We start from the raw sequence: 26,714 nt of genomic DNA on the forward strand, positions 1-26,714 counted from the left end.
GTATGTTATCTAAAACAGACAAAGTAGAAGCGTTAACCAACTTCTCGACAAATTTAGAAATTGAAGGCCGCAGTTTGTGGCAAGACGCCCGCATTCGTTTTATGCGTAACAAAGCGGCGATGGTGAGTTTATGTATTTTATTCTTAATCACCTTGTCGGTTATTCTTGTACCTATGCTTAGCCAGCATGCTTTTGATGATACCGACTGGTATGCGATACATCAGTCACCTTCTTGGGATCACCTATTTGGTACCGACAGCCTTGGTCGTGACCTGTTTGTGCGTACCTTTATCGGTGGTCGAATTTCGATGATGGTCGGTGTGATGGGGGCATTAGTAGCTGTCGTCATCGGTACCCTATATGGCGCAGCATCGGGTTTTATTGGTGGTAAAACGGATCGCGTGATGATGCGTGTCCTTGAGATTTTGTATGCTATTCCATTTATGTTTCTTGTGATCGTATTAGTGACATTTTTTGGTCGTGACATTGTCTTAATTTTTGTGGCTATTGGTGCCATTGCCTGGTTAGACATGGCGCGTATTGTACGAGGTCAAACCTTAAGCTTACGCAATAAAGAGTTTATCGAAGCGGCGCGAGTGTGTGGTGTGAGCCAATGGGGCATTATTACCCGTCATATTGTACCGAATGTATTGGGTATTGTGGCAGTATATTCAACGCTGTTGATCCCAAGCATGATCTTAACGGAATCATTTTTAAGTTTCCTTGGTCTTGGCGTGCAAGAGCCAATGACCAGTTGGGGTGCCCTATTACAAGACGGTGCACAAACCATGGAAATTGCGATTTGGCAATTAGCTTTCCCAGCTGCATTTATGGTGTTAACACTGTTTTGCTTTAACTATGTTGGCGACGGTCTACGTGATGCGTTGGATCCAAAAGATAGATAAATCAAAAATAGATAGCCCGCAAGAAGGCAGATAAATAAAGATTAAGGAAGTCGTATGAGCTTATTAAATGTTACCGATCTACGCGTTGAGTTTAGTACCCCGGACGGTACAGTCACAGCAGTTAATGATTTAAATTTCTCCCTCAATCCCGGTGAAACACTGGGCATTGTAGGCGAGTCAGGTTCAGGTAAATCACAAACCGTATTTGCGATCATGGGATTGTTAGCGAAAAACGGTATTATCTCTGGTAGTGCTAAGTTCGAAGGTAAAGAGATCTTAAATTTACCAGAAAAAGAACTTAACCATGTTCGAGCAGAACAGATTGCAATGATCTTCCAAGACCCGATGACTTCACTCAACCCTTACATGAAGGTAAGTCAGCAAATGATGGAAGTGCTGATCTTACATAAAGGCATGAGTAAAAAAGAAGCCTTTGAAGAATCGGTATTTATGTTAGAAGCGGTGAAAATACCTGATGCTCGCGTTCGTATTAATATGTATCCACATGAATTCTCGGGTGGTATGCGTCAGCGTGTGATGATTGCAATGGCATTGTTGTGTCGTCCTAAACTGCTTATTGCAGATGAACCAACAACCGCATTGGATGTAACCATTCAAGCGCAGATCATGCAGTTGTTGAATGAGTTAAAAGAAAAGTTTAATACTGCGATTATTATGATCACACATGATTTAGGGGTGGTAGCAGGGAGTTGTGACAAGGTATTGGTGATGTATGCTGGTCGTACCATGGAGTATGGCAAGGTGAACGATATCTTCTATACGCCAAGTCACCCTTATACTGAAGGTTTACTTAAGTCGATCCCGCGTTTAGATACCGAAGGTGATATTTTACCGACTATTCCGGGCAACCCACCTAACTTGTTATCATTGCCAAAAGGTTGCGCATACCAAGAACGTTGCCATCGAGCCCAAGAAAACTGTCAACAAGAACAACCACAATTAATCCCGTTTGCTGGCGACCGTTTACGTGCCTGCTTCTCAGACCAGGGGACATGGTAATGACTGATATAGCCAAGAAAGATTTAGTAGCCGTAGAGAAAAAGTTATTATTAGAAGTGAATGACCTGAAGGTGCAATTTGATATTCCGTCGAAGTCGTTATGGCCTTGGGCACCACCAAGCAAGCTTAAAGCCGTTGACGGTATCAGTATCAAGTTATACGAAGGCGAAACACTGGGTGTAGTCGGTGAGTCAGGTTGTGGTAAATCGACGTTTGCCCGCGCCTTAATTGGGCTAGTGCCAGCCGCTGCCGGTAACGTAGTTTGGTTAGGTCAGGATCTTACCCGGTTACCACGTGAAGAAATGCGTGAAAAGCGTAAAGAAATTCAAATGATCTTCCAAGACCCATTAGCCTCGCTAAACCCGCGTATGACGGTGGGCGATATTATAGCTGAGCCGCTACGCACTTTCTTTCCTCGACTCTCTAAAGTGGAAGTGAAAGAACAGGTGAAGGACATGATGACTAAGGTAGGTTTACTGCCCAATGTAATCAATCGTTATCCGCATGAGTTCTCGGGTGGTCAGTGTCAGCGTATTGGTATTGCCCGTGCGCTTATCTTAAAACCCAAGATGATTATTTGTGATGAACCAGTATCGGCATTGGATGTATCAATTCAAGCGCAGGTAGTGAATTTATTACAATCTCTGCAGAAAGAATTGGGTTTAAGTTTGATCTTCATTGCCCATGATTTATCGATTGTGAAACACATTTCAGATCGTGTATTGGTGATGTATCTTGGTAATGCTGTAGAACTCGGTGAGTCAAAAGCTTTGTTTGCTGAGCCTAAACATCCGTACACCAAAGCCTTGATGTCGGCCGTGCCGATCCCTGATCCGATACTTGAGCGTAAGAAAAAAATTGAAATGCTGGAAGGCGATTTACCTTCCCCGCTAAACCCGCCATCAGGTTGTGTATTCCGTACTCGTTGTCCTGTGGCGAAAGCAAGTTGTGCCGAGACTAAACCTCAGTTAACCGGTAATGAAGAACACTCAGTGTCTTGTTTGATGGTTGCTTAATTTCTTTATCATTATCTAAAATAAAGTCTCTTATTTTCAATAGAGGCTTTATTTTCCTAACATTCCTGATTAATCGGACAACTCGATGAAACTTAAAAATATAGCGCTCTCTGCTTTAACAATGGCTATTGCAGCGGGTTGCGCTACAACGGACCAACAGCCTAAGCATGAATGGAAGCAAGATAAAGAATACAATATCACCATCTTACACACCAATGATAACCATGGTAATTTCTGGCAGAATAAATACGGTGAACGCGGTATGGCTGCACGTGCCACGCTGATTAATAACATCCGTGCAGAGGTTAAAGCCGAAGGCGGTTCTGTACTATTGTTATCTGGCGGTGATATTAATACTGGCGTACCAGAATCAGATCTGCAAGATGCTGAACCAGATTTCATTGGTATGAACATGATTGGTTACGATGCGATGACATTAGGTAATCATGAATTTGATAACCCGCTTGACGTACTCGCGAAACAAGAAGGTTGGGCAAACTTCCCATTCATCTCTGCCAACATCTATAAAGATGGCAAGCGCATGTTCGATGCTTATAAGATCTTTAATAAAGAGGGTATCAAAATTGCTGTTATTGGCCTAACGACCGAAGATACAGCAAAGATTGGTAATCCTGAATTTATCAGCGAATTGGAATTCCGTGATCCAAAAGTGGAAGCCAAAGCCATCATCGCTGAATTGAAAGAAACTGAAAATCCAGATGTGATCATCGCAGCAACGCACATGGGCCATTACCTTAACGGTGACAACGGTTCCAATGCACCGGGTGATGTGCAGCTGGCACGCTACCTGAACGAAGGTGATTTAGATATGATCGTGGGTGGCCACTCACAAGAACCTTTGTGTATGGAAGGCGCTGAATACGCGAAATTCAAACCAGGGCAAGATTGTACACCTGACGTGCAAAATGGGACTGATATCGTACAGGCACATGAATGGGGAAAATATGTAGGTCGTGCGGATTATACCTTTAAAAATGGTGAGTTTACATTACAGTCATACAATCTTATTCCCGTTAATTTAAAGAAAAAAATCAAAGTTGATGGTAAGAAAAAACGAGTCTTAATCCAAAATGAGATTGCTCAAGATCCAGCTGTTTTCGCAAAACTTAAACCGTTCCAAGAAAAAGGTCAAGTAGCATTAGGCATCAAGATTGGTTACTCTGATGGCCTATTACAAGGTGATCGTGACATCGTGCGTAACAACCAAACAAACCTGGGTCGTTTGATTGCAACAGCGCATATGCAACGTGCAAAAGCAGATTTTGGTGTAATGAATTCAGGTGGTGTACGTGCGTCAATTGAAGCCGGTGTAATAACATATAAAGACGTATTAACCGTACAGCCATTTGGCAACATAGTGACTTATGTAGAGATGTCTGGTGCTGAAGTGATCGATTACTTAAATGTAGTCGCCACTAAGATGAAAGACTCAGGTGCGTTCGCACAGTTCGCTGGTATTTCGATGACCGTTGCAAACAAGCAGGTGTCTAACGTTGTTATTGCGGGTAATGCTATTGATCTGAAGAAAACCTATCGTTTTACTATTCCCTCGTTTAATGCGGCGGGCGGTGACGGTTATCCAAAAATCACTACGCACTCAGCATTTGTCAATACTGGCTATGTCGATGCAGAAGTACTGAAAGAGTTCATTGAAGCAAATTCACCGATTAACGTCGCTGATTTTGAGCCAAAAAATGACATGGTTTATAATTAATACAAGTATGTAGCATTGCTAAATAGCAAGGTTTATACAAAGATGTAAAAGTAAAAGCCATGGCGATAAACCGTCATGGCTTTTTCATTATGCATCTATTAGTCAGCGTAAATAATGATGTTAAATATCTCTATCGTACTGATGAAATTACCATTACCTTCTTCGATTTAAGTTTGATCTGGCACCTTACTTTTACTACATCTTCCTTCATAGATAGTATCAACCCATTCTGGGTTATCAATGAATGGATTACGGTTGCCTTGGTATTCATAAATAGCATTGTTGCGTGCTCGCTCAAAATCATTGACGGGATCTTGAAAATGCCATTCTATGAGGGTACATAACTTGCCCAGTTTAGGTAGATTCTTACCGCTGGTCGGATTCGTGTTTATTGCGTCAACCAAAATCAAGTTAGGCATATTTATACCTGTATTCTTATCATAACGGACATCCATATAAAACATCATCCGAGCTATGTCTCCTTTCACTTCGTCTCTAGGTTCCCAAGTATACTTAGTGCTTAGGTTTCTATTGTCTTCAGCTACTGGCGTTCCGCCGTTATGAAAGTCTTTGTTACCGCGAGCACTATTCATCGAAATATCGGCAGGGCGGAGGTGGTGGATATCGGTATAACCTTGCTGAGATTTCTTTGGGAAACCGTGACTTTTAGGCCAAGTATGCTCACGATTCCAATAATCCTGATTAGCGCTAGCTGCACCTGAACCATTGTGGTTTTTAGGAATTGAATTACCTTTATAAAGTAAAATAACATTATCAGGATTTTGGGGATCTTCATCGGTATGCGTTAATGCAGTCCAAACTTCACCATAACTTAGTTGTTTTTGACCTTTGGAGATATCAGAAATGATGGCTTTTCTGAATGTAACGAGATCACCACCGTATGCCGCTTGAGAGTTGGCATAATAAGTACCTGGGGCATAGTTTGTGATGTCTTTAACTTTGTTTAATACCGGACAGTTGGTACAGATATTGGGACTGGCAAGTACGGAGCCTGCGCTTATCGTAGCGAATACTGCAAAGAGGAGTAAAAATTTATTCATAGTTAGCCTCATATATTAGTTGTTAATGAATTCAACATATTGAAGAAATGCCAAATAGTTATGTGGTGTATGATAACCAAGGGATGTGAAGAATATATGTCGATTAGCTCTTACCCTAGCTTATGCGCTAATGGATAACGCATAAGCTAGTTGTCGTTATTTAGTTTTACGACGTAAGAATCCCAACCCTAGTAATGACATGATACTGAAGAGACTAAATGAACCAGCTGTATTTTCTTCTGTAGATAAAACAGATTGCACCACCGTAATATCCATGCTGACGTCTGAACCTGCTACCGCAACTTCTTTGTTACCGTCAACCCGAAGTAACTGCATCTTAATTGTGAAATCGCCAGTTTGAATGTCTTTGATCTTCATTGGGATGATACTTTGATCGTTATTCTCTAATACAAAGCGTAGAGTTTTAGTTTTTGCAGTCGTTTTAGATGTAATTTTAACGGTTAAAATATTACCTTTTTTCGTTTCTATGCCATTAGGAACCGCGTATGTTAGGTTAATCGTATTATTAAGAATAGGTAATACTACCGCTTGACCTACATCGGCTTCACCATACTTATAGCTAAGTGACATGAACGCAGGATCGTGATCTGATGAACGGAATGGTGTTGCTTCTCCACCATTATATGCATCATATGCAGCATCACTGATTACAGGGCCGTATTTACCCTCTTTGTTATATTGGAAATAAGTAGACTCGGTACTGTTGATGTGCCAATCACCCGCATCAATTACACGCGCTTCAAGTGACGCATTAACGAGCATATGATCCAGAGAACCAATTTCATCATTGTATGAATAGCTCCAACCTGTTTTACCCTTCACTTTATCCATTTTGTCTACAATATTGACGTAGTTAAATGATTTATCAACTGTAAACGGTGTTCCTTCAGGATTGAATTGTGGTGTACCTAGGGTGTCTTTATCGCCGCCGATATAGGTATTTCGTGCTGTTGTAAGTACTTTGTTTGTAAGGTTTTGAGTTAATACTAATAGTGGATCTTCAGAACCGTAAGCGTTTAAGTCACCTAGAATGACACTGTCGCCTTTAAGTTTACCGAATTCAGTGCCAAGTTGATAAGCGGCGGCTACACGGAAATTTTCGCAGGAACCTTGTAGATCATTATCGACTTTTTCGCCACTTTCAACATCTTCCCAACAAGTTGAGCCTTTTGATTTAAAGTGATTAACAGCAATATTTAGTTTTTTACCTGTTTGATTAACAATAAATGTTGCAGCGAGAGTGTCACGTTGATAATTATCGCCACTTTCAATTTCTTTGCCATCTTCATTAACGACTGCTGGTGCATGTTGCTGTGGCATTTGGATGATACCAGAACTATACAAAGTGACGTTACTTGGGCGGTACAGCAGTCCTGTTGTGATCGCATCAGTACCAATGGTATCTTCGTTATTTAATTTGCCATCGTTATTGCTGTCTATGCCAACGAAAACATAATGATTCTTAGTATCGGTAATATCACTATTAATGCTTTCGACTAAGGCTTTCAACGCGCCATTATCACCAAAGCCATTATTTTCAATTTCCATTAAACCGACGATATCGGTATCTAATGCAAGTATTGCTGTCGTGATTTTAGCTAATTGTCGATCATATTCAGCTTGTGATAGGGCGCCACGGTTTTGCCCTGTTGGGTTTTCATCCCCACCGACAGGCGAGTTAAATAAATTCAGTACATTTTGAGTTGCAATAGTAATAGAGAATTCGCGATCAACAGTGTCTGTGTTTAATGATGGCTTGTCTGTTCTTGGGGTAGCGTGCTTGAATGTATCCACCGTTGCTTCATTGGTCACGGTAAGACTAAAGTTACCATAACTATGGCTTAATATACCTTCAATACCCACGACACTGTCATTAACGCGAATGTAATTAACATTGGGGTTATCGAGGAATGTTGGGTAATAAGGAATGCTTCCGTCATTCTCTACTTTTTCGTTACTTTCCAGTATCATTCGGTAGTTTTTATTTTCTGCTATCTGAGCTTTTGCTTCATCACTGCCTGCGACATGTTCTTGGTTAGGCTGCATGTTAGGGCGTTTATAAGCAAGAGAGATATTGTCTCTTCTTGCTCCATAATCACGAGAGAACGTTCTTGATACGCGCATGGTTTGCTCGCCATCTACGTTTGAATCCATATCGGCTGGTAAGCGAACTAACATGCCTTCATAACGCTCAAGTGTTTTTTGGAAATCAAAATCACCTTTATCATTAACGTCAGTATCTAGAATTTTAATTTCAACTGCTTCCGGTACCGCTGTGCCTGCATCAATAATGTCAAAGTTACTTGTTTTCAGTTTAGTAAAGCCATAATCTTCATAAACTTTACTACTTAAACAAACGGTCTTGCCGATAAGATCAGTTGTCGCCACATTCGTTTCGACAAAAATACCCTCTGAGCTGAGTGGGTCAGAGCCTGTTTGCTGAAGGTATAAACCCACTCTCGGTAGGCTAGTGACTGCAGTGACGATCGCTTCAACATAAATACTGTCTGTTGATTCGTATTTACCTTTAGCAATAAGTGGTGATTTCCAACTATCGCCTTGAATGTCTTCAATGGTCGTTTTTATATTATCTTCTGTACAGGTGAATTTCACCGAAGCAGGTGCGAGATCCGCGATAGCAAGACCTGTGTAGTCATCTTTATTTAATTCTAACCATTCTTTAGGATCGTAAGTTACTTTTTGTACTGGCGTATTATCACCCTCTAGCAAACGACGGCGTAGTGTGAGATCTTTCCCCCAATTTTTACTGCTATCAACAACGCCAACTACATCAATTAATACTGGATTTTCAGGATCAGTAATATCGGCAATAGCCAGGGCATCGTTACCATTAGCAAAACTTGCCGTTGCAAGGACTGGGGTACCATCATTCGCCGTAATCGCATCTCTTATAACTTGAGAGCGACTGTTTTTTTCAACTAAAACAAATGTGTTACCAGCTGTAATAATGGTTCCTTCAAGATCAAATAGAGTAGCCCAACCATCAGTCTTGCCATCCCCTTGTTTACTAATACCTATGTTGGCAGGAAACTCATAGTCAGTATCACCGAGATTAGTCAGCTCAAGCGCTTTATTGTAGCCACCACCTTCTACATACTCAGTAATTAAAATATCTGTTAATGCGGCTTGTACACCGCCTGAGATAACACTGCTAATGGCAAGCGCTAATATTTTCTTTTTCATCATTTATCCTAAGTTAGTTAGACATTATTATTATGTTAAGGCTTAAATGCATGGACATTTGTATGCCTCGTTAGGGACTGCACACAATAGTGCTGGTTGTGAAACTGCAGAGTAAAACCGTCATTTAGGTAATGACTTATGTGGGTAGGTGAACTCATCATGCTACGAATGCGGAAATCTTTATCATTACCTATATTCCAACTAATCTGATTGTTATCAATGCTTAATGTAGGGAAACAAACTATACATCAATGTTCAAAATAGATAGGTTCGTAACAGGTCAAATCCTTAAACTGTGATTTAGAGCTATTGCTTCATCATTTTTAGTAACAAAAATGAAACATTCATCAAATATTTTTAATGCATGATAAATCTGATGTGTGACTTTTATTTTTTAATGCTCAGATTGGAGTATGTTTAGGCTTGTTTTTTATAAATATTTGATTGTTGAGTTGGTTGTTTATCGTACATGATGAAAATAGACAGTTAGTTTGGATTTAAATTAAGGAATTATTAAAAGTAATTATAATCAATTGTTTAATTAACACTTATTTTCTATGAATAAAATAAATATTTAAAAATCCTTTTATCAACAATAACTTACTTAATACCAATTTATATGTAGTCTAAACGTTTATCAGTTGTGGCTAATTTAGTTAATTATGCTGCCGATCACATTTTTTCACATTCAGTACTGTGTTTGTTACAGATTTATTGAACTTTTTATAAATCGCGATACACTCGCGCCATAAAAATAGCGCTGACTCATACAGAGTTGTGCACCATAAAATGGAAGTAATGATGAAAAATGTTAAAAATATAGCATTAGCTGCAACTACGCTTGCTGCTATCTCTTGCAACGCGTTCGCGGCTGATTATTCTGATGATATCCACAAGAATGATTACCAATGGTCACAGTTCAACTTAATGTATGCCGTTGGTGAAAAGCCAAGTGGTAAAGACAATCTAAAACATGACTATCTAGAAATGGAATTTGGCGGCCGTTCAGGGGTTGTTGATCTATATGGTTATGTTGACGTATTTAATCTAACGAATAAAAACTCTAGCGGCTCAGATAAAAATGATGGCGCGAGCAAGATGTTTATGAAATTTGCTCCACGTTTTTCACTTGATGGTATGACAGGTCAAGATCTGTCTTTCGGCCCAGTACAAGAAGTATATATTGCTACTTTATTTAACTGGGGTGGTGGTGCGATTGGTAGTGATATTAATAATGCTTTCTTTGGTTTAGGTTCTGATGTGATGGTGCCTTGGTTAGGTAAAGTAGGTATGAATGTTTATGGTTTATACGATATTAACGCGAAAGACTGGAACGGTTATCAATTCTCAATGAACTGGTTCAAACCTTTCGTTAACTTTGATAACGGTAGCTTCATCTCTTACCAAGGTTACATTGATTACCAATTTGGTATGGACACAGGTGTAAGTAATGGCGGCGCGATGTTTAATGGTGTTTATTGGCATTCAGATCGTTACTCAGTTGGTTACGGCCTAAAAGCGTACCGCGACGTTTACGGTATTAAAGATAGCAATTCTTTTGAATCGACAGGCGTTGCACATTACTTAGCTGCATCTTACAAATTCTAAGACTCTTATTCTAAAAACCTAATTTTAGAATAAGTTTGTGGAGTCACTGTCAGCGTGCCTCCACATGTTACGTCATTCATTTTCTATTATTTACTGACTGCTTAAATCCCCCTGTAATGACCTCTTCTGTATAATTTATTTTCAACTTTATTTTATCGTTTTACAGTGATCTTATAATTCATTATTGCTGATTTATAAGCTAATAAAGGCCGTTTATAGCGCTTGGTCTATAATTATGTGTTTATTGTATCTAGCTCAATAAACTTAGATTTAGCAGCACTGAATTTATTGAGACTAAACGTTTAGACACCATAATTACAGGGTTTGGTTGGCGATGAATATCTACAAATTATTATTCTTTAGTGCTGCGTTGGCGACTTTTTCGAATACTGCTGTTGCTGCAGATTATAGTGATGGGCTACATAAGAAAGACTATAAATGGATGCAGTTTAATATGATGTATGCCATTAGCGAAAAGCCGAGTATTGAAGATAATTTAGACCATGATTACCTTGAAATAGAGTTTGGTGGTCGTTCTGGCATTGTTGATTTATATGGTTACGTAGACGTGTTTAATTTAGCCAATACAGATTCTAGAGATTCGGACAAAACCAATGGTGAAAGTAAGATATTCATGAAATTATCGCCACGTTTCTCACTCGATGCAATGACGGGCAAAGATTTATCGTTTGGACCTGTGCAAGAGGTTTACGTTGCCACGTTATTTAATTGGGGTGGGGGGGGAATTACAGGCGTTGATAGCGGTGGTAAGTCGATAATTGGTGATGTTAATAACTCATTTTGGGGCTTAGGTAGTGATGTCTCGGTACCTTGGTTTGGTAAAGTGGGAATGAACCTATATGGTTTGTATGATCTAAATACGAAAGATTGGAACGGTTATCAGTTTTCAATGAATTGGTTTAAGTCATTTGTAACTTTTGGCAATGGCAGTTTTATTGCTTATCAGGGGTATGTTGATTATCAGTTTGATGCCGATGCTATCGATGATCTTTACGTGCCAAAGACAACGCATGGCGGGGTGATGTTTAATGGTATTTACTGGCACTCTAAGCGCTACTCTTTAGGTTATGGCGTGAAAATATACAAGGATGTATACACCATTGAAGATGGTGGGGGTCTAGATGCTTTAGACTCGTCTGGTTTTGCCCATTATTTTGCTGCGATTTATAAATTATAGTGTCGATGGTTAAAAACTAAGCGTTTATTTTATTAAAGTAGCGTCCTCGTTTTATCGGCTCTATTTTATTTGCTACTCCATTTTCACAGCTCTATTACTTTCGATATAATCGATTTTCTTCGTAAAAATAACCTCTCCATTTCAAATGAAATAAATTCAACTCGTTCTTCGATCTAACTCGCATTTTTATACTTAAATACTAGAATTATCCTCATTTTTAACTATATTCAACCCATCGAAACGTTTGCGCAAACGTTTCGATGGCGTTAACATCCATTTAATCGAAGACTTATATTTTGCTATTTTCACTTTGTAAGGCGTGTTCCATGAAGAAAAATGCACTTATCAACGCAGACTTATCTTATTTAGTTGCGACGCTTGGCCATACTAACGAGATCACCATTTGTGATGCTGGTTTACCTGTTCCAGACTCAACGCAGCGTATCGATCTTGCGTTGATTCCGGGTGTTCCAACATTCATCGCGACCGTTAAAGCGATACTCGGCGAAATGCAAATTGAAGGCATCGTACTTGCAGAAGAGTTTGCTGCGGTTAGCTCAGAGTTACATGCAGCCTTACTTGATGTGATCGCTAATGAAGAACAACTCACCAACAAAATAATTGCAATCACCTATATTAGCCACGAAGCATTTAAACAACGAACACACCAGAGCAAAGCCGTTGTGCGCACGGGTGAATGTACACCTTATGCCAATGTGATCTTTCAATCTGGCGTGGTGTTTTAACCTCGCTCAGCAGTGATTGTACGACACGTAATAATAGCGATTTATGCGGAATAAAGTAGGGACTGACATGACGCAAGCAATTTTAAAACTCAGTGGTATCGAAAAATCATTTCCTGGTGTGAAAGCGCTAGATAATGCTTGTTTGAATGTATACCCAGGTAAGGTAATGGCATTACTGGGCGAAAATGGTGCCGGTAAGTCGACGTTGATGAAGGTAATCACGGGTATCTATCACATGGACAAAGGTAATATTAACTATCAAGGTAGTGATGTTACTTTTAACGGACCTCGTCATTCTCAAGAAATGGGCATTAGTATTATTCATCAAGAGTTAAACTTGATCCCTGAGTTAACGATTGCTGAAAATATCTATTTAGGCCGTGAAAAAACCAATGCGTTTGGCGGTATTAAATGGGCTCAGATGTACCGTGATGCCGATGCTTTATTACAACGCTTAAACGTCAAACACAGTTCGCGTCAATTATTGGGTGAACTAAGTTTAGGCGAACAGCAAATGGTCGAAATTGCCAAAGCGCTGTCATTTCAATCCCAAGTTATCGTGATGGATGAACCGACTGATGCCTTGACGGAAAGCGAAACCAAATCATTATTCAAAGTGATTAATGAACTGCGCAATGAAGGCTGCGGCATTGTTTATATCTCTCATCGTTTAAAAGAGATCTTCGAGATCTGTGATGATATTACCGTATTGCGTGATGGTAAATTTATTGACGAAATAGCGGTGACTGATATTGACGAAGATGGCCTGATTGAGAAAATGGTGGGTCGTCGTTTAGACGAGATCTATCCACGTATCGACGCAACACATGGCACAACATGCATGGAAGTTGAAAATATTGTGGCACCGGGTGTGCGTGACGTCAGTTTCAAATTAGACCATGGTGAAATATTAGGTATCTCGGGCTTAATGGGCGCTGGCCGTACTGAATTAATGAAAGCCATTTACGGGGCATTACCACGTGATTCGGGTGATGTGATTTTAGACGGTAAGGTTGTTAGTCCAGTAACCCCTCGCGACGGCTTGGCTAATGGTATTGCCTACATTTCTGAAGATCGTAAAGGTGATGGACTCGTCCTTGGTTTGTCGGTAAAAGAAAATATGTCCTTGTGCGCATTAGACCAACTGTCAAAAGGTCTGCAATTAGATCACGCGAAAGAAGCGACTGCAGTAGAAGACTTCATGCGTCAGTTTAATGTTAAAACCCCAAGCCGCGATCAGATTATTGGTAACTTATCTGGTGGTAACCAGCAGAAAGTGGCGATAGCCAAAGGTTTAATGACCCGCCCTAAAGTACTTATTTTAGATGAGCCTACCCGTGGTGTTGATGTTGGCGCTAAAAAAGAGATCTACCAGTTAATCAATCAATTTAAAGCAGAAGGCATGAGTATCATTCTAGTGTCGTCAGAAATGCCAGAAGTATTGGGCATGAGTGACCGAATTTTAGTGATGCACGAAGGTCGTATCAGCGGTGAGTTTATGGCAGAACATGCTAACCAAGAAAAACTAATGGCGTGTGCCGTTGGCAAAAAAATGAATGAGGCAGGGCTATGAGCCAGAACCAAGCAGTTAATAAAAATTCCAGTAATAATGTGAACGGTGATGTTATGACGAAAACTTTAACCAGAAAATTTTTCACTAAAGAATGGTTGTTTGAACAAAAATCATTAATCGCTTTAATTTTGTTGATTGTGGTGGTGTCTTTCTTAAATCCTCATTTTTTCACTATGGGGAATATTTTAAACATATTACGTCAAACATCGGTGAGCGCGATCATCGCTGTGGGCATGACCTTAGTGATCTTAACCGGCGGTATTGATTTAGGTGTCGGCTCGGTATTAGCCCTATGTGGTGCCTTTGCCGCGTCCTTAATAGCAATGGAAGTGTCGGTTATGATAGCCGTTCCAGTGGCATTATTTGCGGGTGCAGCATTAGGTGCGATGAGCGGTATTATTATTGCCATCGGTAAGGTGCAAGCCTTTATTGCGACGCTGGTGACCATGACATTATTGCGTGGTGTCACCATGGTATATACCGACGGTCGTCCAATCTCAACCGGTTTTACTGATGTTGCCGATAGTTTTTCATGGATCGGTACGGGTTATTTATTAGGTGTGCCAGTACCAATCTGGTTAATGGTGATGGTATTTGCTTCGGTATGGTACTTACTTAATCATACGCGTTTTGGTCGTTATGTTTATGCCCTTGGTGGCAACGAAGCAGCGACACGTTTATCGGGTATTAACGTAGATAAAGTGAAGATTGGTGTTTATGCCATCTGTGGTGTACTGGCTGCACTAGCCGGTTTGATTGTGACATCACGTCTATCATCTGCGCAACCTACCGCTGGTATGGGTTATGAATTAGATGCGATTGCAGCTGTAGTCGTCGGCGGCACCAGTCTTGCTGGTGGTAAAGGTCGTATTATGGGCACGCTGATCGGCGCATTAATTATCGGCTTCCTAAATAACGCATTAAATCTATTGGATGTGTCTTCATACTTCCAAATGATTGCTAAAGCTGTGGTGATCTTACTTGCTGTATTAGTTGAAACGAAAAAGAAATAAAGACATAAAAAACAGAAGAATAACAACAATAATAATAACAATAAAAGTACGATAAAAGAGTCGTAATACATAACCTGTGAACCTCAATACCCTATCTGAGGCAGCAGAATTAACGTAAAAGAAGGTATATGTAATGAAAAAATTAGCAACTTTGATCTCTGCTGCTGTAGTTTCAGCATCTTTCAGTGCAACAGTAATGGCGCAAGATACGATTGCAATGGTGGTATCGACGCTAAACAACCCTTTCTTTGTAACAATGAAAGAAGGTGCGGAAGCGAAAGCAAAAACATTAGGTTATAAGTTAATTGTGCTGGATTCACAGAACGATCCAAGTAAAGAATTATCAAACGTTGAAGACCTGACCGTGCGTGGCGTAAAAGCGATCTTAATTAACCCAACGGATTCAGACGCAGTATCGAACGCCATTCGTATGGCTAACCGCTCTAACATTCCAGTAATCACATTAGATCGTGGTGCGAGTCGCGGAAAAGTAGTGAGCCACATTGCTTCTGATAACGTTGCTGGTGGCGAAATGGCCGGTCAATATATTAGTGATACGATTGGCGCTAATGCAAAAGTGATTCAACTAGAAGGCATCGCAGGTACATCTGCGGCACGTGAACGTGGTCAAGGCTTCATGCAAGCGGTTGATAAAAATAAAATGAATTTGCTAGGTAGCCAACCTGCTGATTTTGATCGTACTAAAGGCCTTAACGTAATGGAAAACATGCTTGCTGCTAACTCAGATGTACAAGCTGTATTCGCGCAAAATGATGAAATGGCATTAGGTGCATTACGTGCCGTTCAAGCATCAGGTAAAGACGTATTAATCGTTGGCTTCGATGGTACTAAAGACGGTATTGCTGCCGTTAATCGCGGTATCTTAGGCGCGACAATTGCACAACAACCAGCGCTAATTGGTGCTCTTGGTGTTGAAACGGCTGACAAAGTACTTAAAGGTCAGTCTGTAGAGAAAAGCATCGCTGTACCACTAAAAGTAATCACTAAGTCATAATGACCAAAAGGGAATAACGTTAACGGTTATTCCCTTTATTCTCATCAGTTACAAAGTATTAAGGCTTCTTTATGAATAAATTAGTTGTGTTAGGTAGCGTTAACGCTGATCATGTTTTACAAGTGGCTTCTTTTCCGCGTCCAGGCGAAACCTTACTTGGCCATGGTTATGCCGTGATCCCAGGTGGTAAAGGGGCTAATCAAGCCGTTGCAGCCGCGCGTTTAGGTGCCGATATTGCCTTTATTGCCTGTGTTGGTGATGATAGTTTTGGCCGTAATATGATTAACGAATTTGATCGTGATGGTATCAATACCCAAGCTGTGATGATTGAACAAGATACACCGACTGGGATCGCGATGATTCAAGTTGCGGCAACGGGTGAAAACAGCATTTGTATTTCGGCAGAAGCCAATGCCTGCTTAACCCCTGAGCGACTTACCCCACATCGCGAGTTAATTGCGCAAGCTGATACATTATTGATGCAATTAGAAACGCCGATTGCAACTATTACCCAAGCCGCTAAAATAGCTAAACAAGCGGGTACGCGTGTCGTATTAAACCCTGCGCCTGCACAGCCATTAAATGATGCGCTATTATCTGTTGTTGATTTGATCACCCCAAATGAAACCGAAGCGGAATTATTAACGGGCATTAAAGTGAGCGACATGGCATCGGCGCAAGTGGCTGCGGATGTATTACATGATAAAGGTATTGCTGAGGTGATGATCACTTTAGGTAGCCAAGGTGTGTGGATCAGTCGAGAAGGCAAGGGTAAACAAGTTAAAGGCTTCCGTGTTGATGCTGTTGATACCACGGCTGCAGGTGATACTTTTAATGGCGGTTTGTTAGCTGGACTACAAGCGGGTTTAGTATTGGATGATGCGATTCGTTTTGCTCATGCTGCCGCTGCAATTTCAGTGACGCGTGTCGGTGCACAAACATCGATACCAACTAAGTCGGATGTTGATGTTTTTTTAGCGTTACAAGGTTAACGTGAACAATACTTTACTTTCACAATACAAGATGATGGATAAATTAGCTAATGGCAACAATTAAAGACGTAGCAAGACATGCAGGCGTATCAACGTCAACAGTGAGTCATGTATTAAATAATACACGCTATGTCAGTGACGATGTGTCTGCGCGAGTGCGAACGGCTGTTGAAGAGTTACGTTACGCACCGTCGGCATTGGCGCGTAGTCTTAAAGTCCAAAGTACCAAAACATTTGGTATGCTGGTAACAACCTCGACCAATCCGTTTTTTGGTGAAGTATTGAAAGGTGTTGAACGTCGTTGCTATGAGTATGGTTATAATTTAATTCTATGTAATACCGAAGGTGATGTTACACGTATGCATGCGAATCTCGATATCTTATTACAAAAGCGTGTCGATGGTTTAATGTTGATGTGCAGTGAAGTTGAAAGCCAAGGTTTTAATCTATTTGAACGTCACAAACCAGTACCGACAGTCGTGATGGATTGGGGCCCAACTAATTTTCCTTGCGATAAGATCCAAGATAACTCTCATCGCGGTGGTTATATGGCCACACAACATCTTATTGCTAAAGGTCATACCGAGATCGGTTGCATTACGGGTGTATTAGATAAGCTAACCGCACAGCAGCGTTTTTCGGGATTTACTCAAGCCATGGAAGAAGCGGGCTTGGCCATTAATCCGAAATGGATTACAGCGGGTGACTTTGAATGCGAAGGCGGCGAAAAAGCGTTTGCCGAAATGGTTGCCAACGGCCCATTACCATCTGCATTATTTGTTTGTAACGATATGATGGCGATGAGTGTGATCAATAGCGCCAGTAAAAAGGGTATTTCAGTACCGGAAGATTTGTCTATTATCGGTTATGATGATATTAAACTCGCTAAATATATTACCCCCTCATTAACTACTATTCACCAGCCGAAACATCGTTTAGGACAAAAAGCGGTCGATATGTTACTCGAACAAATTAATTCAAAGACTGAAAGTAACCAGATTATTGAATTAGAACCTACTTTAGTCGAACGTGATAGTGTTAAAGCATTAAATTGTTGATACAGCGCAAGACCATTTAATCCTGCCCCTACAATCGCTACTTTCAGATTTTTTTGTCCATTAACTTCTCAGTTGTTCTCAAGTGCACTTTGTTGCATTGGATATGACTGACTGTCCGAGTCTGGAAATGTAACATAATATCGCGTCTGTTCACATAAATGGCAATGTTAACCTGCTGTTTAACATCACTATTAGAATGATCATCACTATGGCGTAAATGTTTAAGTTGTTGATTGTAGGTACTTTTTTCTAATTGAATTTGTTTAAAATTGTAACGTAAGGATTATATGTATTTTAAAAGAGGGATTAAAGATGAAATGTTGTGAAAACGCGACAGTGAAGAGAGTGAGTCGAAATTGGTTTGAAAAATTATTTTATAGCAGTATTCATAAATGTAATCACTGCGGTAATGTGTTTAAGCTTAAAGCGGGTTAATTATAGTTATCGAATATAAGTTCGATAATAACAACGAACTTAGAGGTCGTTTATGAAGGTCATATTGACATAAATAAGTCCATGCTTTGAGCTGAATGGACTTTTATTTTTAATCCAAGCGTATTAATATTCCCTTCTTGTACCCCATTCAAATTCAATCTTCCTTGTTCACACACTATGCTATAAGTCACATCGCCTGATTTTTATTTCAAACTTTCATCTAACTCGAATATTACTAATTTTTAAATTTTTTCTTCTAACTATAAATATGTCGTTAAAATGTCATAAACTCAGTGATATCGCGCATACTCACAAAGAGATACTTGAACTCGCTTGCAAATGTAGTAACTCGCTTTAAATTTAAAAATGAGGATGCTAATTTCTATTCTGTTCATTAACAATAAAAAGAGTAGTAACAAAATGATAAGTAATAGATTATTAACATTACGCTTAATAGTGTTCAGCACCGGAACGCGAGTAAACTCCATGATATTTGAAGCAGGAGTCATGGAATGACAAAGCAAATAGCAGCTGTATGTTTTTTTGCCTGCCTGAGTACTCAGACTTATGCAGAAAGTGAACAAGAGATCACTAGTTCAACTGCAGGAGGGGTGTATACAGCATATGAATCTATTCATCAGGTAAGAGATTTGATGAAAGAACGTGGGTTCACTCTACATCGCTGTGGAATTCAAAAAATACAAAAACTTGCTTCAGAAGATGAAACACCTTATAGCCAAATCCAATGTTTGTACTCAAAACCAGGACAGGCTCCCAGCGAAATATCGGAGGAAGCCTACTGGCATTTAAATATTTTTTATGATGTAGATAGTGGATATTATAGAGCAGGTAGTGAATTTACTGATAATTATCAAAGTCGTGTCTATACACATGCTCCGGATTACCTTTTCGATGTTGGACCTAAGTATTATCGAGAACGCGCGAGGGTTTTGGATCTTGGTATGAAGGTGGAAGACTGCAATCTTCAGAGAATTTACTACATTGTGCAACCAGCTGAGGATACTTATTTGTCTCATATCGCATCCTGCTCTGTATATCAAAGTGAGGGGGAGTTATTTGGGAATATTAATATGGAAATTAACTACACACCAGAAAACATGGGCTACAGTGAGGGTTTTGTAACATTTAATGAGCTTTAGGAGGAAATAAAGCTTTGTCTCTTATCCCTTGCTCGTTGATGTAAATCAAAATACACACTTTTATATCTAGGTACAAAAGTGTGTATTTTTTATCGATGGACTTATATTGTCATATTAGCCAGTTGCCTAAACAAGACGCGTAAGGTATCTAACGCTTTAATATTGCATACGAAAAAGTGGTTTACCTGATAGAGCCTACAGATGAAACCGCCCGTTTAGCAGGTAAGAACGTCATGATATATGACTACCCGGAGGCACATTAAGCATAAAGCATTGTGGTAAGACGTAGGCTATCCAAAATTAGAATAAAAGCAGGAAATAATATCACTATAAGACACTAATTTAGTGTAACCCAATCTATCATCGGATCGTTTGTTATCTTGTTCCATAGTTAAAATGCAGTCATATCAGCCACAATTACTTCTCCTCCCTCTTATTTTTAAATATCCCATGATTGGACTGATGATACCCAAGCTGACAATTTATATTTTCAATACATGATATCGCCTATGAATATATATTAAGTGGTTAATAATCAATCATTTTAGAGTGTGTTTATTATTACAGTGTTATGAATTTTAGTTATAAAAATACTTAAAGTGTGATGCATGCACTAATTATTTCTATTACTTTTGGAATACCTCTCAAGTTTAGTTTATTTATTTTGCAAAAAAATTCATTAGTAATAAATTAACGAAACATTTACAAATAATTTACAAATTAAGAGTGGTTAAATGAAAATAGTCTTTTGTTTGGCGATGTCGCTTATTAGTCACTTAGTGTTTGCTTCTGTTCCTGCGGATGAACACGAAAGGTTACTCGGTGCCTTGATAGCCAGAGGTGTCATTTGCGAAGGCCTTAATCGCGATCAGCAACAAAAGGCTTTGGCAATATATTTACAGCGTAAGCAGCGGCATAACAGCATGAATAAACCGAGTAATCTAAAGCATTCGGTGTATTCCGACAGCGATGCTCCTAACGTCAAAACTGCTAACGACTTACATGCAGAAATGCCTAATTCGGAGCGTGTAAATTCGAATAAAAAAAATACCTGCATTCTACCGCCTGAATAATCCCGGTTGAGAATACTCATAAGGAATCAATTAGCATGTTTGCTGATCCTAATTAACAGGTTCAGCGGAGCGTGGTGATAATAAAATGGAAAATAATAACAAGGAAATATAATGAAAAAACTCAAACATACACTGGTTGCAACCGCGATCATCAGCTTACTTGGTGTCAATGCTGTGCATGCGAAAACACCGGTAGACTTGGGGGTGGTTAATGAAGAAAAGTTGGCCGAAATGCTGGTTCGCAGGGGATTACTTGATGACTCTGCGTCATTACAGGAAAGATCTGATGCAGTAAAAAGTTATTTAGACAATAAGATAAAACATGGATTTAGCGGTGATGCTCAATTTGGGAAGCAAGCCAAACTTCATCAAAGTCGAATTATTAATGTTATCGAAAAACAGCAGGGTTTGAAAAAATCGAGTGTATTTACGCTGGAAATTACGAATAAGCGCACCGATAAAGTCTTGGCACTTTTGATCGATTTTCCCGACCTACCATGGGATGATAATCAGCTTACTGAAGAGCATACTTCGATGCTTTACCCTAGCTATTCTCCAGAACATTATCAGACCCTGTTATTCTCAGATACAGGCTACACTGGCCCGAAAGGTAATAACTTAATCTCTATGCGTCAATATTACGAGCAAGAATCAGGAGATAGTTACAGTGTTTCGGGTCAAGCTACAGGTTGGTATAGAGCGGAGAACAATGCCGCTTATTACGGAGGTAACTCTGCGACAACAGACAATGACAAAAATGCCCAAGCGTTAGTGCGCGAGGCGCTGGCACAGCTCGCTAAAGATCCGAGTGTGAATCTGGCCGACTATGATATCGAAGATCGTTATGACTTTGACGGTGACGGTAACTTCCGTGAACCCGATGGTGTTATCGATCATCTTATGGTCTTTCATGCCTCTGTTGGTGAAGAAGCGGGTGGTGGTGTATTGGGCCCTGATGCGATTTGGTCTCATCGCTTTAACCTTGGTCAGCCATATGTGCTTGAAGGTACGACGAGTTCTGTACCTGCACAATTTAATGGTAACTATGCAGCGTTTGATTATACGATGCAGCCAATAGACGCCGCAGCAGGGGTTTGTGCGCATGAATATGGTCACGATTTAGGCCTGCCTGATGAGTATGATACTCAGTATACCGGCGCTGGAGAACCTGTGTCTTACTGGTCTATCATGTCTTCTGGTAGCTGGGCTGGTAAAATTGGTGGGACCCAACCGACAGCGTTCAGCTCATGGGCTAAAACCTTTTTGCAAACTGCAATTGGTGGTCGCTGGATCAATGACGAACGATTATCTATTGAAGAGCTAAAAGATAAAGAGCTGTTCTTTACCCTGTTCCAAACGACAGATAACGATCGCCCGAATATGGTTCGCATTGACTTACCTGTGAAGAAAAGCGAAGGGTTAAAACCGTTCGAAGGTTTAGCTCAGTTCCATTCTGAACAGGGTGACGGCCTGAAAAATTCGATGAGCAGAAGCTTAGATATTCCGACGGCTGATACAGTTAAGCTGACATTTAAAGCTTGGTATCAAATCGAAAAAGATTATGATTTTGCTCGTGTACTTATTAACGGAAAACCAATCACGGGTAATATTACGACTCTGGATGATCCGCTTAATACTGGTTTAGCGCCAGCGATTAGTGGTGAATCTGATGGTTGGATCGATGCTGAATTTGATCTGTCGGCTTACGCAGGACAAACGGTTACGCTTGGTTTTGATTACATCACGGATGGTGGCCTAGCAATGAAAGGACTGTTCCTTGATAACATTGCACTGGTTAGTGATGGTGAGCGTACGCTGATTGATGATGCAGAATCAACGTCGACATTCGACCTTAACGGCTTTAAAACCAACACTGGATTCTATGAGTCTAACCATTATTACTTGCTACAATGGCGTAGTCATAACGGCGTTGATGAAGGTTTAAAAAATATTAAACGTATGGACCAGCTAATGACCTTTGAGCCTGGACTGGTTATTTGGTACGTTGACGATTCATTTAAGGACAACGCGGTAGGCAAACATCCAGGTCAAGGTTGGCTTGGTGTTTTAGATGCAGATCAGAACGCGCTATTATGGGCGGACACTGGTCTTGCGGCACAAACTCGTTTTCAAGTTCGTGATGCCGCGTTCTCGTTACATGATCAAACTGAATTTCGTTTGACTGCTAGCGATGGCAATGTACTGGAAGATAGTAATCTTGCGGCCAATGGTCATTTTGCTGATAATCAAGATTACAGTTTACCACAAGCGCCAGATTCAGGGCGTATCGTGACTGAATATGGTCTCGTTATCGATGTACTCAACCAGGCAGATAACAACGAATACGGTGTGCTCAAAGTTTCTTATTCTGAGGCTCCGAATGTTGCACCTCAAGCTATATTTGACGTTGTTGTTGACGGACTTGAGGTTACAGCTACAAACAGAAGTACTGATAGTGATGGTAAGATTACGAGTTATCTGTGGGATTTTGGTAACGGTCAGAGCAGTGCTGAAAACTCACCAGTGTGGAAGTACACTGAAAGCGGTAGCTATACGGTAACCCTGACGGTAACTGATAATGATGGCGCAACTGCGACAGTATCGGAAACAATTAACGTTGTTGCTCCAAATGTTGAACCTGAAGTGGGTGCGAAATACATTCACTTAGGTCGTCTAGTCACATTATGGTCAACAAGTACTGACAGTGACGGTCGTATTGTTGATACCGAATGGCAATTACCGAACGGTAAGACTAAGCGTGGTCGCCTTATTACGGCAATGTTTCCTTCATACGGTCACCATGTTGTGACATTGAAGGTAATTGATAATGATGGTGCTGTTGTCAGCAAGGTTATTAACGTTAAAATATAAATGTAATAAAGGATGAGTTAAAGCGCCCTGTTGTGGGCGCTTTTTAGCTATTTATTATTTTGATGTATCACTTAGTGAGTGGCAGGGCTCAGGACATAAATAATAAGGGGAGACAATATCGTTATTATATAAATTGATTCATCTATAGTTTATATAATACAGAATATAGGTGTATTTGCAGGAAGCGTAAAATGAAATATTTAGGAAAATGAGCCTATGCTTTGTGAGGCATCGACTCATTTACGTGCTGAACTTACAATCAGTAAGAACGTGGTTTTGGCTCTTCTAATTTATAGCCATAAGAGGGAGGCTTATACATTTCAATTACAGATGTCATTTAAATTATTTTTAAGCGCTTTATCGTAGTTATCTAACCAATCATATCGTTCACTGTACATTTTTCTCTTTGTGCGTTTGATATCTTCGATATTCTTGCGTTCAGCCTTAAGCGGTAGTTTATAGAAGTAATCATTATGGGGTTCTCCATTATGCTCTTCCCATAGGCTATTATAATCTAGATATAGTGTTCTACTATAACGTTTGGAAACCAATACATGTGCCGAATTTTGTATGGCATAAATATGTTTTATATCCAAATTAACAGCGAGTAAACGTAATGTTTCAATCATGAATGATTTCGGACGTAAACCATAAAGTGTTTTGGTAAATAATCGGCTAAAGCCATTATCACTCGATCCACCTTGTATGCGACCAATATAAATGTCGTTATTCATAACAGTAAATGCAAGTACATAATAGTTAGTATTTTCTGTGTCTGTTAGCGTAAGAGTAAGCTCTCCTTCTTTTCTAGAACTACGCTCAAAACTCAGATTGATAAAATACTGCTTCTCGTTAATTTCTAGTCTGTAAATCGTCAATGCATCGTTATAAACTTGATGTCGAGCGTCAGCTGAAAATTTGTCTTCAAACCAGTTATAATGCTGAATTAAAGTATCAACAACTTCTTTTTTACTGAAGCCATTGGATAAGTAAGGCGTTACGCATTTGAATAAGAATGCTGGTTGTTTTTTAAGAAGCATTTTTCGTTCATTATTAGCGAAATTGTCATGCATTTTTTTTACGTAGGGATAGTATACCAAAGCTCGAATGATGAACTTAATGATAGTTTTAATCTTTCCCTTGTCTTTATTATTATTGGCTTCAATGGCCATGCTAATTATATTCATGATAATTATATTCATGTTCAGTTATTAAAAGAAACAAGATATATATAAAGTGTAGTGGTCAAAAAATTGGGGCCATAGTTTTGTATGTAATTGTCAGTGAATTTCGGGCCGCATGTTGTTGTAGTGATTCAGTGCGTTTGACCCTCTGTCGGAGGCTTTTAGTGTCTTATTTATTATAGTTTGATTCTTTAAATATACAAAACCGATTGTCACATCGACCTGATGGTCGTCACTATGATATTGGCAAGGTGTTGTAATTATTGGTTATTAAAAGCTTGCTTTAGGTGGGGTAATCCATAACTAAAATATATCAATACAGTTGGGATGGGGGAGTCTGGACATGAACAATATTTCAGAAAATAAGGGGATTAGTGAGTTTAAATTAAAGATTAGAATTGTAATGATAGCGTGATTTTGTACTATTTTGGTGAATGTCTATTTCAGCGTAAATGTAACGTGATCCCCCCATTTTCTATTGAATTGTGTTTATTCATACCTACGTCAGAATGACCATTCTAGCTATTGACTGAAAAAGAAATAGGATTAGTACTGAGCAAGTCGTTAGCCTTAATATTAGGTCTGAATACTTGCTTATCGCTGTGTCATATTTCCATTCCTGAGTCGCCACTATCGTGTAGAAATGATATGCAATAAATAAGAGGATGATAATTTGTGTAGCGATATGGCTAATTTCTAATATTGTATCGGTATTCATTGTGTCGTCTCAATCATTGAGTTTTAACTAAACCTAGCAACAATGTTGATTTTGAATGGGCGAGTACACTTCCTTTTACTGAAATGTGACAGGGTAGGATAGGTTAATTATTTTTTTGAGATGTGAGTTGTTCGCTAGGTACAATATGTTAAATAGGCAAAAGTAGTTCGCTAGTCTTACATAGCGAACTACTGATTATTTAGATTTCATGTAGCATGCGTTATTAGCTATAGTTTTCTACCGAGGCGTTTTTCTACTTGCTTCTTTTCCCAGTCAGCACCAAAAAAATTTAAAATTTCAAAGGCACTTAAACCATGACTCACAATACCAATCCCCCAACCTATTGCAGGCCACCACGCCCAAATATAATTTGGACCTGTGATCAAGTTTATAGCGAAGAGTAATGTTATAACTGACACATAAGAAATAAGGTTTGAGTAGAAAGCCTTAATAGACTTTACTTGCCACAAATGATTAGCGTAACGTCATAAGCACGACACGAACATGACAAGCTTTAAATTACAACGTGTTAACTTGGGGGGGCGTTGGTTAATACTGTCACAACCGTAATGTATTAGAGGCTTTTCTTTAACCATACAGCATAGTGTCGTACTATTTTGGTGAGTTTAGTGTTCAGAGAAAATTTAATACGAACGCATGTTTATATATGAAATACTCATTTATTACCTATGTTTTTCCGTGTTAATGTATTGGCTTAATTGAGTTAACTTAAGGATGAGTTTATGCGGTCAAAACTTATATGGATATTTTTTATCTTATCATTTTCATCACTATCTAACGCGAAGGATTTCTTTCGTGTTAGCGGTGGCGATCTACTGATTAGTGACAATGGTATGACGCACTCAGAAGTAATGGAAATAATTAATAATGAAAAATCATGGACACGAATTGGATATAATCATTATATTTTAGAAGCGTCTGTTGGAGGTGAATTTGATGTGCGCTTAAGGTTTACAGGCGATAAGCTAGCTAAAATTATTTCCAAGCAATTAGGGCGAATGGACTAGCGTGCGACCAGTTCAGTCGATATCGGAATAGTACGAGGTTTATTACCTTTGGTATTAACAAAACGTTACTTTGGTATCGT

At 39.6% G+C, this 26,714-nt stretch carries 20 protein-coding genes; 16 read left to right on the top strand and 4 right to left on the bottom strand.

Translation table 11 applies throughout. The annotated features are described in order from the left end of the window. Positions 1 to 2: 2 nt before the first annotated feature. From oppC to ushA, 4 genes are all read left to right on the top strand, one after another. Entirely contained in the window at positions 3 to 905 is a 903-nt protein-coding gene (gene oppC, locus AKG98_RS03180; protein WP_067041294.1) for an oligopeptide ABC transporter permease OppC, read from the top strand. A 54-nt stretch (positions 906 to 959) separates the two neighbouring features. After that, complete coding sequence (locus AKG98_RS03185; protein ID WP_067041297.1) at positions 960 to 1,925, top strand: ABC transporter ATP-binding protein; 966 nt, start codon at positions 960 to 962, stop codon at positions 1,923 to 1,925. Continuing rightward, complete coding sequence (gene oppF, locus AKG98_RS03190) at positions 1,919 to 2,941, top strand: murein tripeptide/oligopeptide ABC transporter ATP binding protein OppF (protein WP_067041300.1); 1,023 nt, start codon at positions 1,919 to 1,921, stop codon at positions 2,939 to 2,941. Before AKG98_RS03185 ends, oppF begins: the two co-directional genes overlap by 7 nt. Positions 2,942 to 3,026: 85 nt before the next feature. After that, positions 3,027 to 4,676, top strand: coding sequence for a bifunctional UDP-sugar hydrolase/5'-nucleotidase UshA (ushA, locus tag AKG98_RS03195; RefSeq protein WP_067041304.1), 1,650 nt, complete (start codon positions 3,027 to 3,029; stop codon positions 4,674 to 4,676). Between the two features lie 167 nt (positions 4,677 to 4,843). On the opposite strand, the gene AKG98_RS03200 is transcribed toward ushA, so the two are convergent. Together AKG98_RS03200 and AKG98_RS03205 are read right to left on the bottom strand one after the other, a co-directional pair. Further along, complete coding sequence (locus AKG98_RS03200; protein ID WP_067041307.1) at positions 4,844 to 5,737, bottom strand: endonuclease I family protein; 894 nt, start codon at positions 5,735 to 5,737, stop codon at positions 4,844 to 4,846. Between the two features lie 156 nt (positions 5,738 to 5,893). Next, complete coding sequence (locus AKG98_RS03205; RefSeq protein WP_157534061.1) at positions 5,894 to 8,965, bottom strand: ExeM/NucH family extracellular endonuclease; 3,072 nt, start codon at positions 8,963 to 8,965, stop codon at positions 5,894 to 5,896. Positions 8,966 to 9,763: 798 nt separating this feature from the next. Here AKG98_RS03205 and AKG98_RS03210 point away from each other — a divergent pair. The 11 genes from AKG98_RS03210 (at position 9,764) to AKG98_RS03260 (ending at position 23,704) form a co-directional block, all read left to right on the top strand. Next, a complete protein-coding gene (locus tag AKG98_RS03210; protein ID WP_067041313.1) occupies positions 9,764 to 10,570 on the top strand; it encodes an outer membrane protein OmpK in 807 nt (268 codons plus the stop codon). 334 nt (positions 10,571 to 10,904) lie between these two features. Further along, entirely contained in the window at positions 10,905 to 11,768 is an 864-nt protein-coding gene (locus tag AKG98_RS03215; RefSeq protein ID WP_067041316.1) for an outer membrane protein OmpK, read from the top strand. Between the two features lie 326 nt (positions 11,769 to 12,094). After that, entirely contained in the window at positions 12,095 to 12,514 is a 420-nt protein-coding gene (rbsD, locus tag AKG98_RS03220) for a D-ribose pyranase (protein WP_067041319.1), read from the top strand. A gap of 67 nt (positions 12,515 to 12,581) precedes the next feature. Then, on the top strand, positions 12,582 to 14,087 hold the full coding sequence (gene rbsA / locus AKG98_RS03225; protein WP_067041322.1) for a ribose ABC transporter ATP-binding protein RbsA: 1,506 nt from the start codon (positions 12,582 to 12,584) through the stop codon (positions 14,085 to 14,087). A 53-nt stretch (positions 14,088 to 14,140) separates the two neighbouring features. Further along, entirely contained in the window at positions 14,141 to 15,100 is a 960-nt protein-coding gene (gene rbsC, locus AKG98_RS03230) for a ribose ABC transporter permease (RefSeq protein WP_157534062.1), read from the top strand. Positions 15,101 to 15,233: 133 nt separating this feature from the next. Then, a complete protein-coding gene (gene rbsB / locus AKG98_RS03235) occupies positions 15,234 to 16,115 on the top strand; it encodes a ribose ABC transporter substrate-binding protein RbsB (RefSeq protein ID WP_067041328.1) in 882 nt (293 codons plus the stop codon). Between the two features lie 71 nt (positions 16,116 to 16,186). Continuing rightward, positions 16,187 to 17,107 carry a ribokinase gene (gene rbsK, locus AKG98_RS03240; protein WP_067041331.1) on the top strand — a complete coding sequence of 307 codons (921 nt, stop codon included), beginning with the start codon at positions 16,187 to 16,189 and terminating at the stop codon, positions 17,105 to 17,107. Between the two features lie 50 nt (positions 17,108 to 17,157). After that, on the top strand, positions 17,158 to 18,165 hold the full coding sequence (locus AKG98_RS03245; protein WP_067041334.1) for a substrate-binding domain-containing protein: 1,008 nt from the start codon (positions 17,158 to 17,160) through the stop codon (positions 18,163 to 18,165). 947 nt (positions 18,166 to 19,112) lie between these two features. Beyond that, positions 19,113 to 19,760: a hypothetical protein gene (locus tag AKG98_RS03250; protein WP_067041338.1), complete on the top strand. Its 648-nt coding sequence runs from the start codon at positions 19,113 to 19,115 to the stop codon at positions 19,758 to 19,760. 734 nt (positions 19,761 to 20,494) lie between these two features. Continuing rightward, positions 20,495 to 20,833: a hypothetical protein gene (locus AKG98_RS03255; RefSeq protein WP_067041340.1), complete on the top strand. Its 339-nt coding sequence runs from the start codon at positions 20,495 to 20,497 to the stop codon at positions 20,831 to 20,833. A 111-nt stretch (positions 20,834 to 20,944) separates the two neighbouring features. Continuing rightward, the gene (locus AKG98_RS03260; protein WP_067041343.1) at positions 20,945 to 23,704 is read left to right on the top strand and encodes an immune inhibitor A domain-containing protein; all 2,760 of its coding nucleotides are present in this window, start codon (positions 20,945 to 20,947) and stop codon (positions 23,702 to 23,704) included. Between the two features lie 320 nt (positions 23,705 to 24,024). Here the strand turns inward: AKG98_RS03260 and AKG98_RS03265 are convergent, their stop codons facing one another. Then, on the bottom strand, positions 24,025 to 24,876 hold the full coding sequence (locus AKG98_RS03265; RefSeq protein ID WP_198155391.1) for a VirK/YbjX family protein: 852 nt from the start codon (positions 24,874 to 24,876) through the stop codon (positions 24,025 to 24,027). Positions 24,877 to 25,833: 957 nt separating this feature from the next. Beyond that, positions 25,834 to 26,076 carry a 2TM domain-containing protein gene (locus AKG98_RS03270; RefSeq protein WP_083543873.1) on the bottom strand — a complete coding sequence of 81 codons (243 nt, stop codon included), beginning with the start codon at positions 26,074 to 26,076 and terminating at the stop codon, positions 25,834 to 25,836. A gap of 273 nt (positions 26,077 to 26,349) precedes the next feature. Here AKG98_RS03270 and AKG98_RS03275 point away from each other — a divergent pair, with 273 nt between their 5' ends. Then, entirely contained in the window at positions 26,350 to 26,634 is a 285-nt protein-coding gene (locus AKG98_RS03275; protein ID WP_067041349.1) for a hypothetical protein, read from the top strand. Positions 26,635 to 26,714: the final 80 nt, after the last annotated feature.

The sequence above is a fragment of the Moritella sp. JT01 genome, assembly GCF_001574435.1.
GTDB lineage: Bacteria > Pseudomonadota > Gammaproteobacteria > Enterobacterales > Moritellaceae > Moritella.

Coding starts and splice junctions, on each gene's coding strand:
- oppC (WP_067041294.1), top strand. CDS start 3: ATGTTATCTAAAACAGACAAAGTAGAAGCGTTAACCAACTTCTCGACA.
- AKG98_RS03260 (WP_067041343.1), top strand. CDS start 20,945: ATGAAAAAACTCAAACATACACTGGTTGCAACCGCGATCATCAGCTTA.
- rbsD (WP_067041319.1), top strand. CDS start 12,095: ATGAAGAAAAATGCACTTATCAACGCAGACTTATCTTATTTAGTTGCG.
- rbsC (WP_157534062.1), top strand. CDS start 14,141: ATGACGAAAACTTTAACCAGAAAATTTTTCACTAAAGAATGGTTGTTT.
- rbsA (WP_067041322.1), top strand. CDS start 12,582: ATGACGCAAGCAATTTTAAAACTCAGTGGTATCGAAAAATCATTTCCT.
- AKG98_RS03255 (WP_067041340.1), top strand. CDS start 20,495: ATGAAAATAGTCTTTTGTTTGGCGATGTCGCTTATTAGTCACTTAGTG.
- ushA (WP_067041304.1), top strand. CDS start 3,027: ATGAAACTTAAAAATATAGCGCTCTCTGCTTTAACAATGGCTATTGCA.
- rbsK (WP_067041331.1), top strand. CDS start 16,187: ATGAATAAATTAGTTGTGTTAGGTAGCGTTAACGCTGATCATGTTTTA.
- AKG98_RS03265 (WP_198155391.1), bottom strand. CDS start 24,876: ATGGCCATTGAAGCCAATAATAATAAAGACAAGGGAAAGATTAAAACT.
- AKG98_RS03215 (WP_067041316.1), top strand. CDS start 10,905: ATGAATATCTACAAATTATTATTCTTTAGTGCTGCGTTGGCGACTTTT.
- AKG98_RS03245 (WP_067041334.1), top strand. CDS start 17,158: ATGGCAACAATTAAAGACGTAGCAAGACATGCAGGCGTATCAACGTCA.
- AKG98_RS03275 (WP_067041349.1), top strand. CDS start 26,350: ATGCGGTCAAAACTTATATGGATATTTTTTATCTTATCATTTTCATCA.
- AKG98_RS03185 (WP_067041297.1), top strand. CDS start 960: ATGAGCTTATTAAATGTTACCGATCTACGCGTTGAGTTTAGTACCCCG.
- AKG98_RS03205 (WP_157534061.1), bottom strand. CDS start 8,965: ATGATGAAAAAGAAAATATTAGCGCTTGCCATTAGCAGTGTTATCTCA.
- AKG98_RS03250 (WP_067041338.1), top strand. CDS start 19,113: ATGACAAAGCAAATAGCAGCTGTATGTTTTTTTGCCTGCCTGAGTACT.
- rbsB (WP_067041328.1), top strand. CDS start 15,234: ATGAAAAAATTAGCAACTTTGATCTCTGCTGCTGTAGTTTCAGCATCT.
- oppF (WP_067041300.1), top strand. CDS start 1,919: ATGGTAATGACTGATATAGCCAAGAAAGATTTAGTAGCCGTAGAGAAA.
- AKG98_RS03200 (WP_067041307.1), bottom strand. CDS start 5,737: ATGAATAAATTTTTACTCCTCTTTGCAGTATTCGCTACGATAAGCGCA.
- AKG98_RS03210 (WP_067041313.1), top strand. CDS start 9,764: ATGAAAAATGTTAAAAATATAGCATTAGCTGCAACTACGCTTGCTGCT.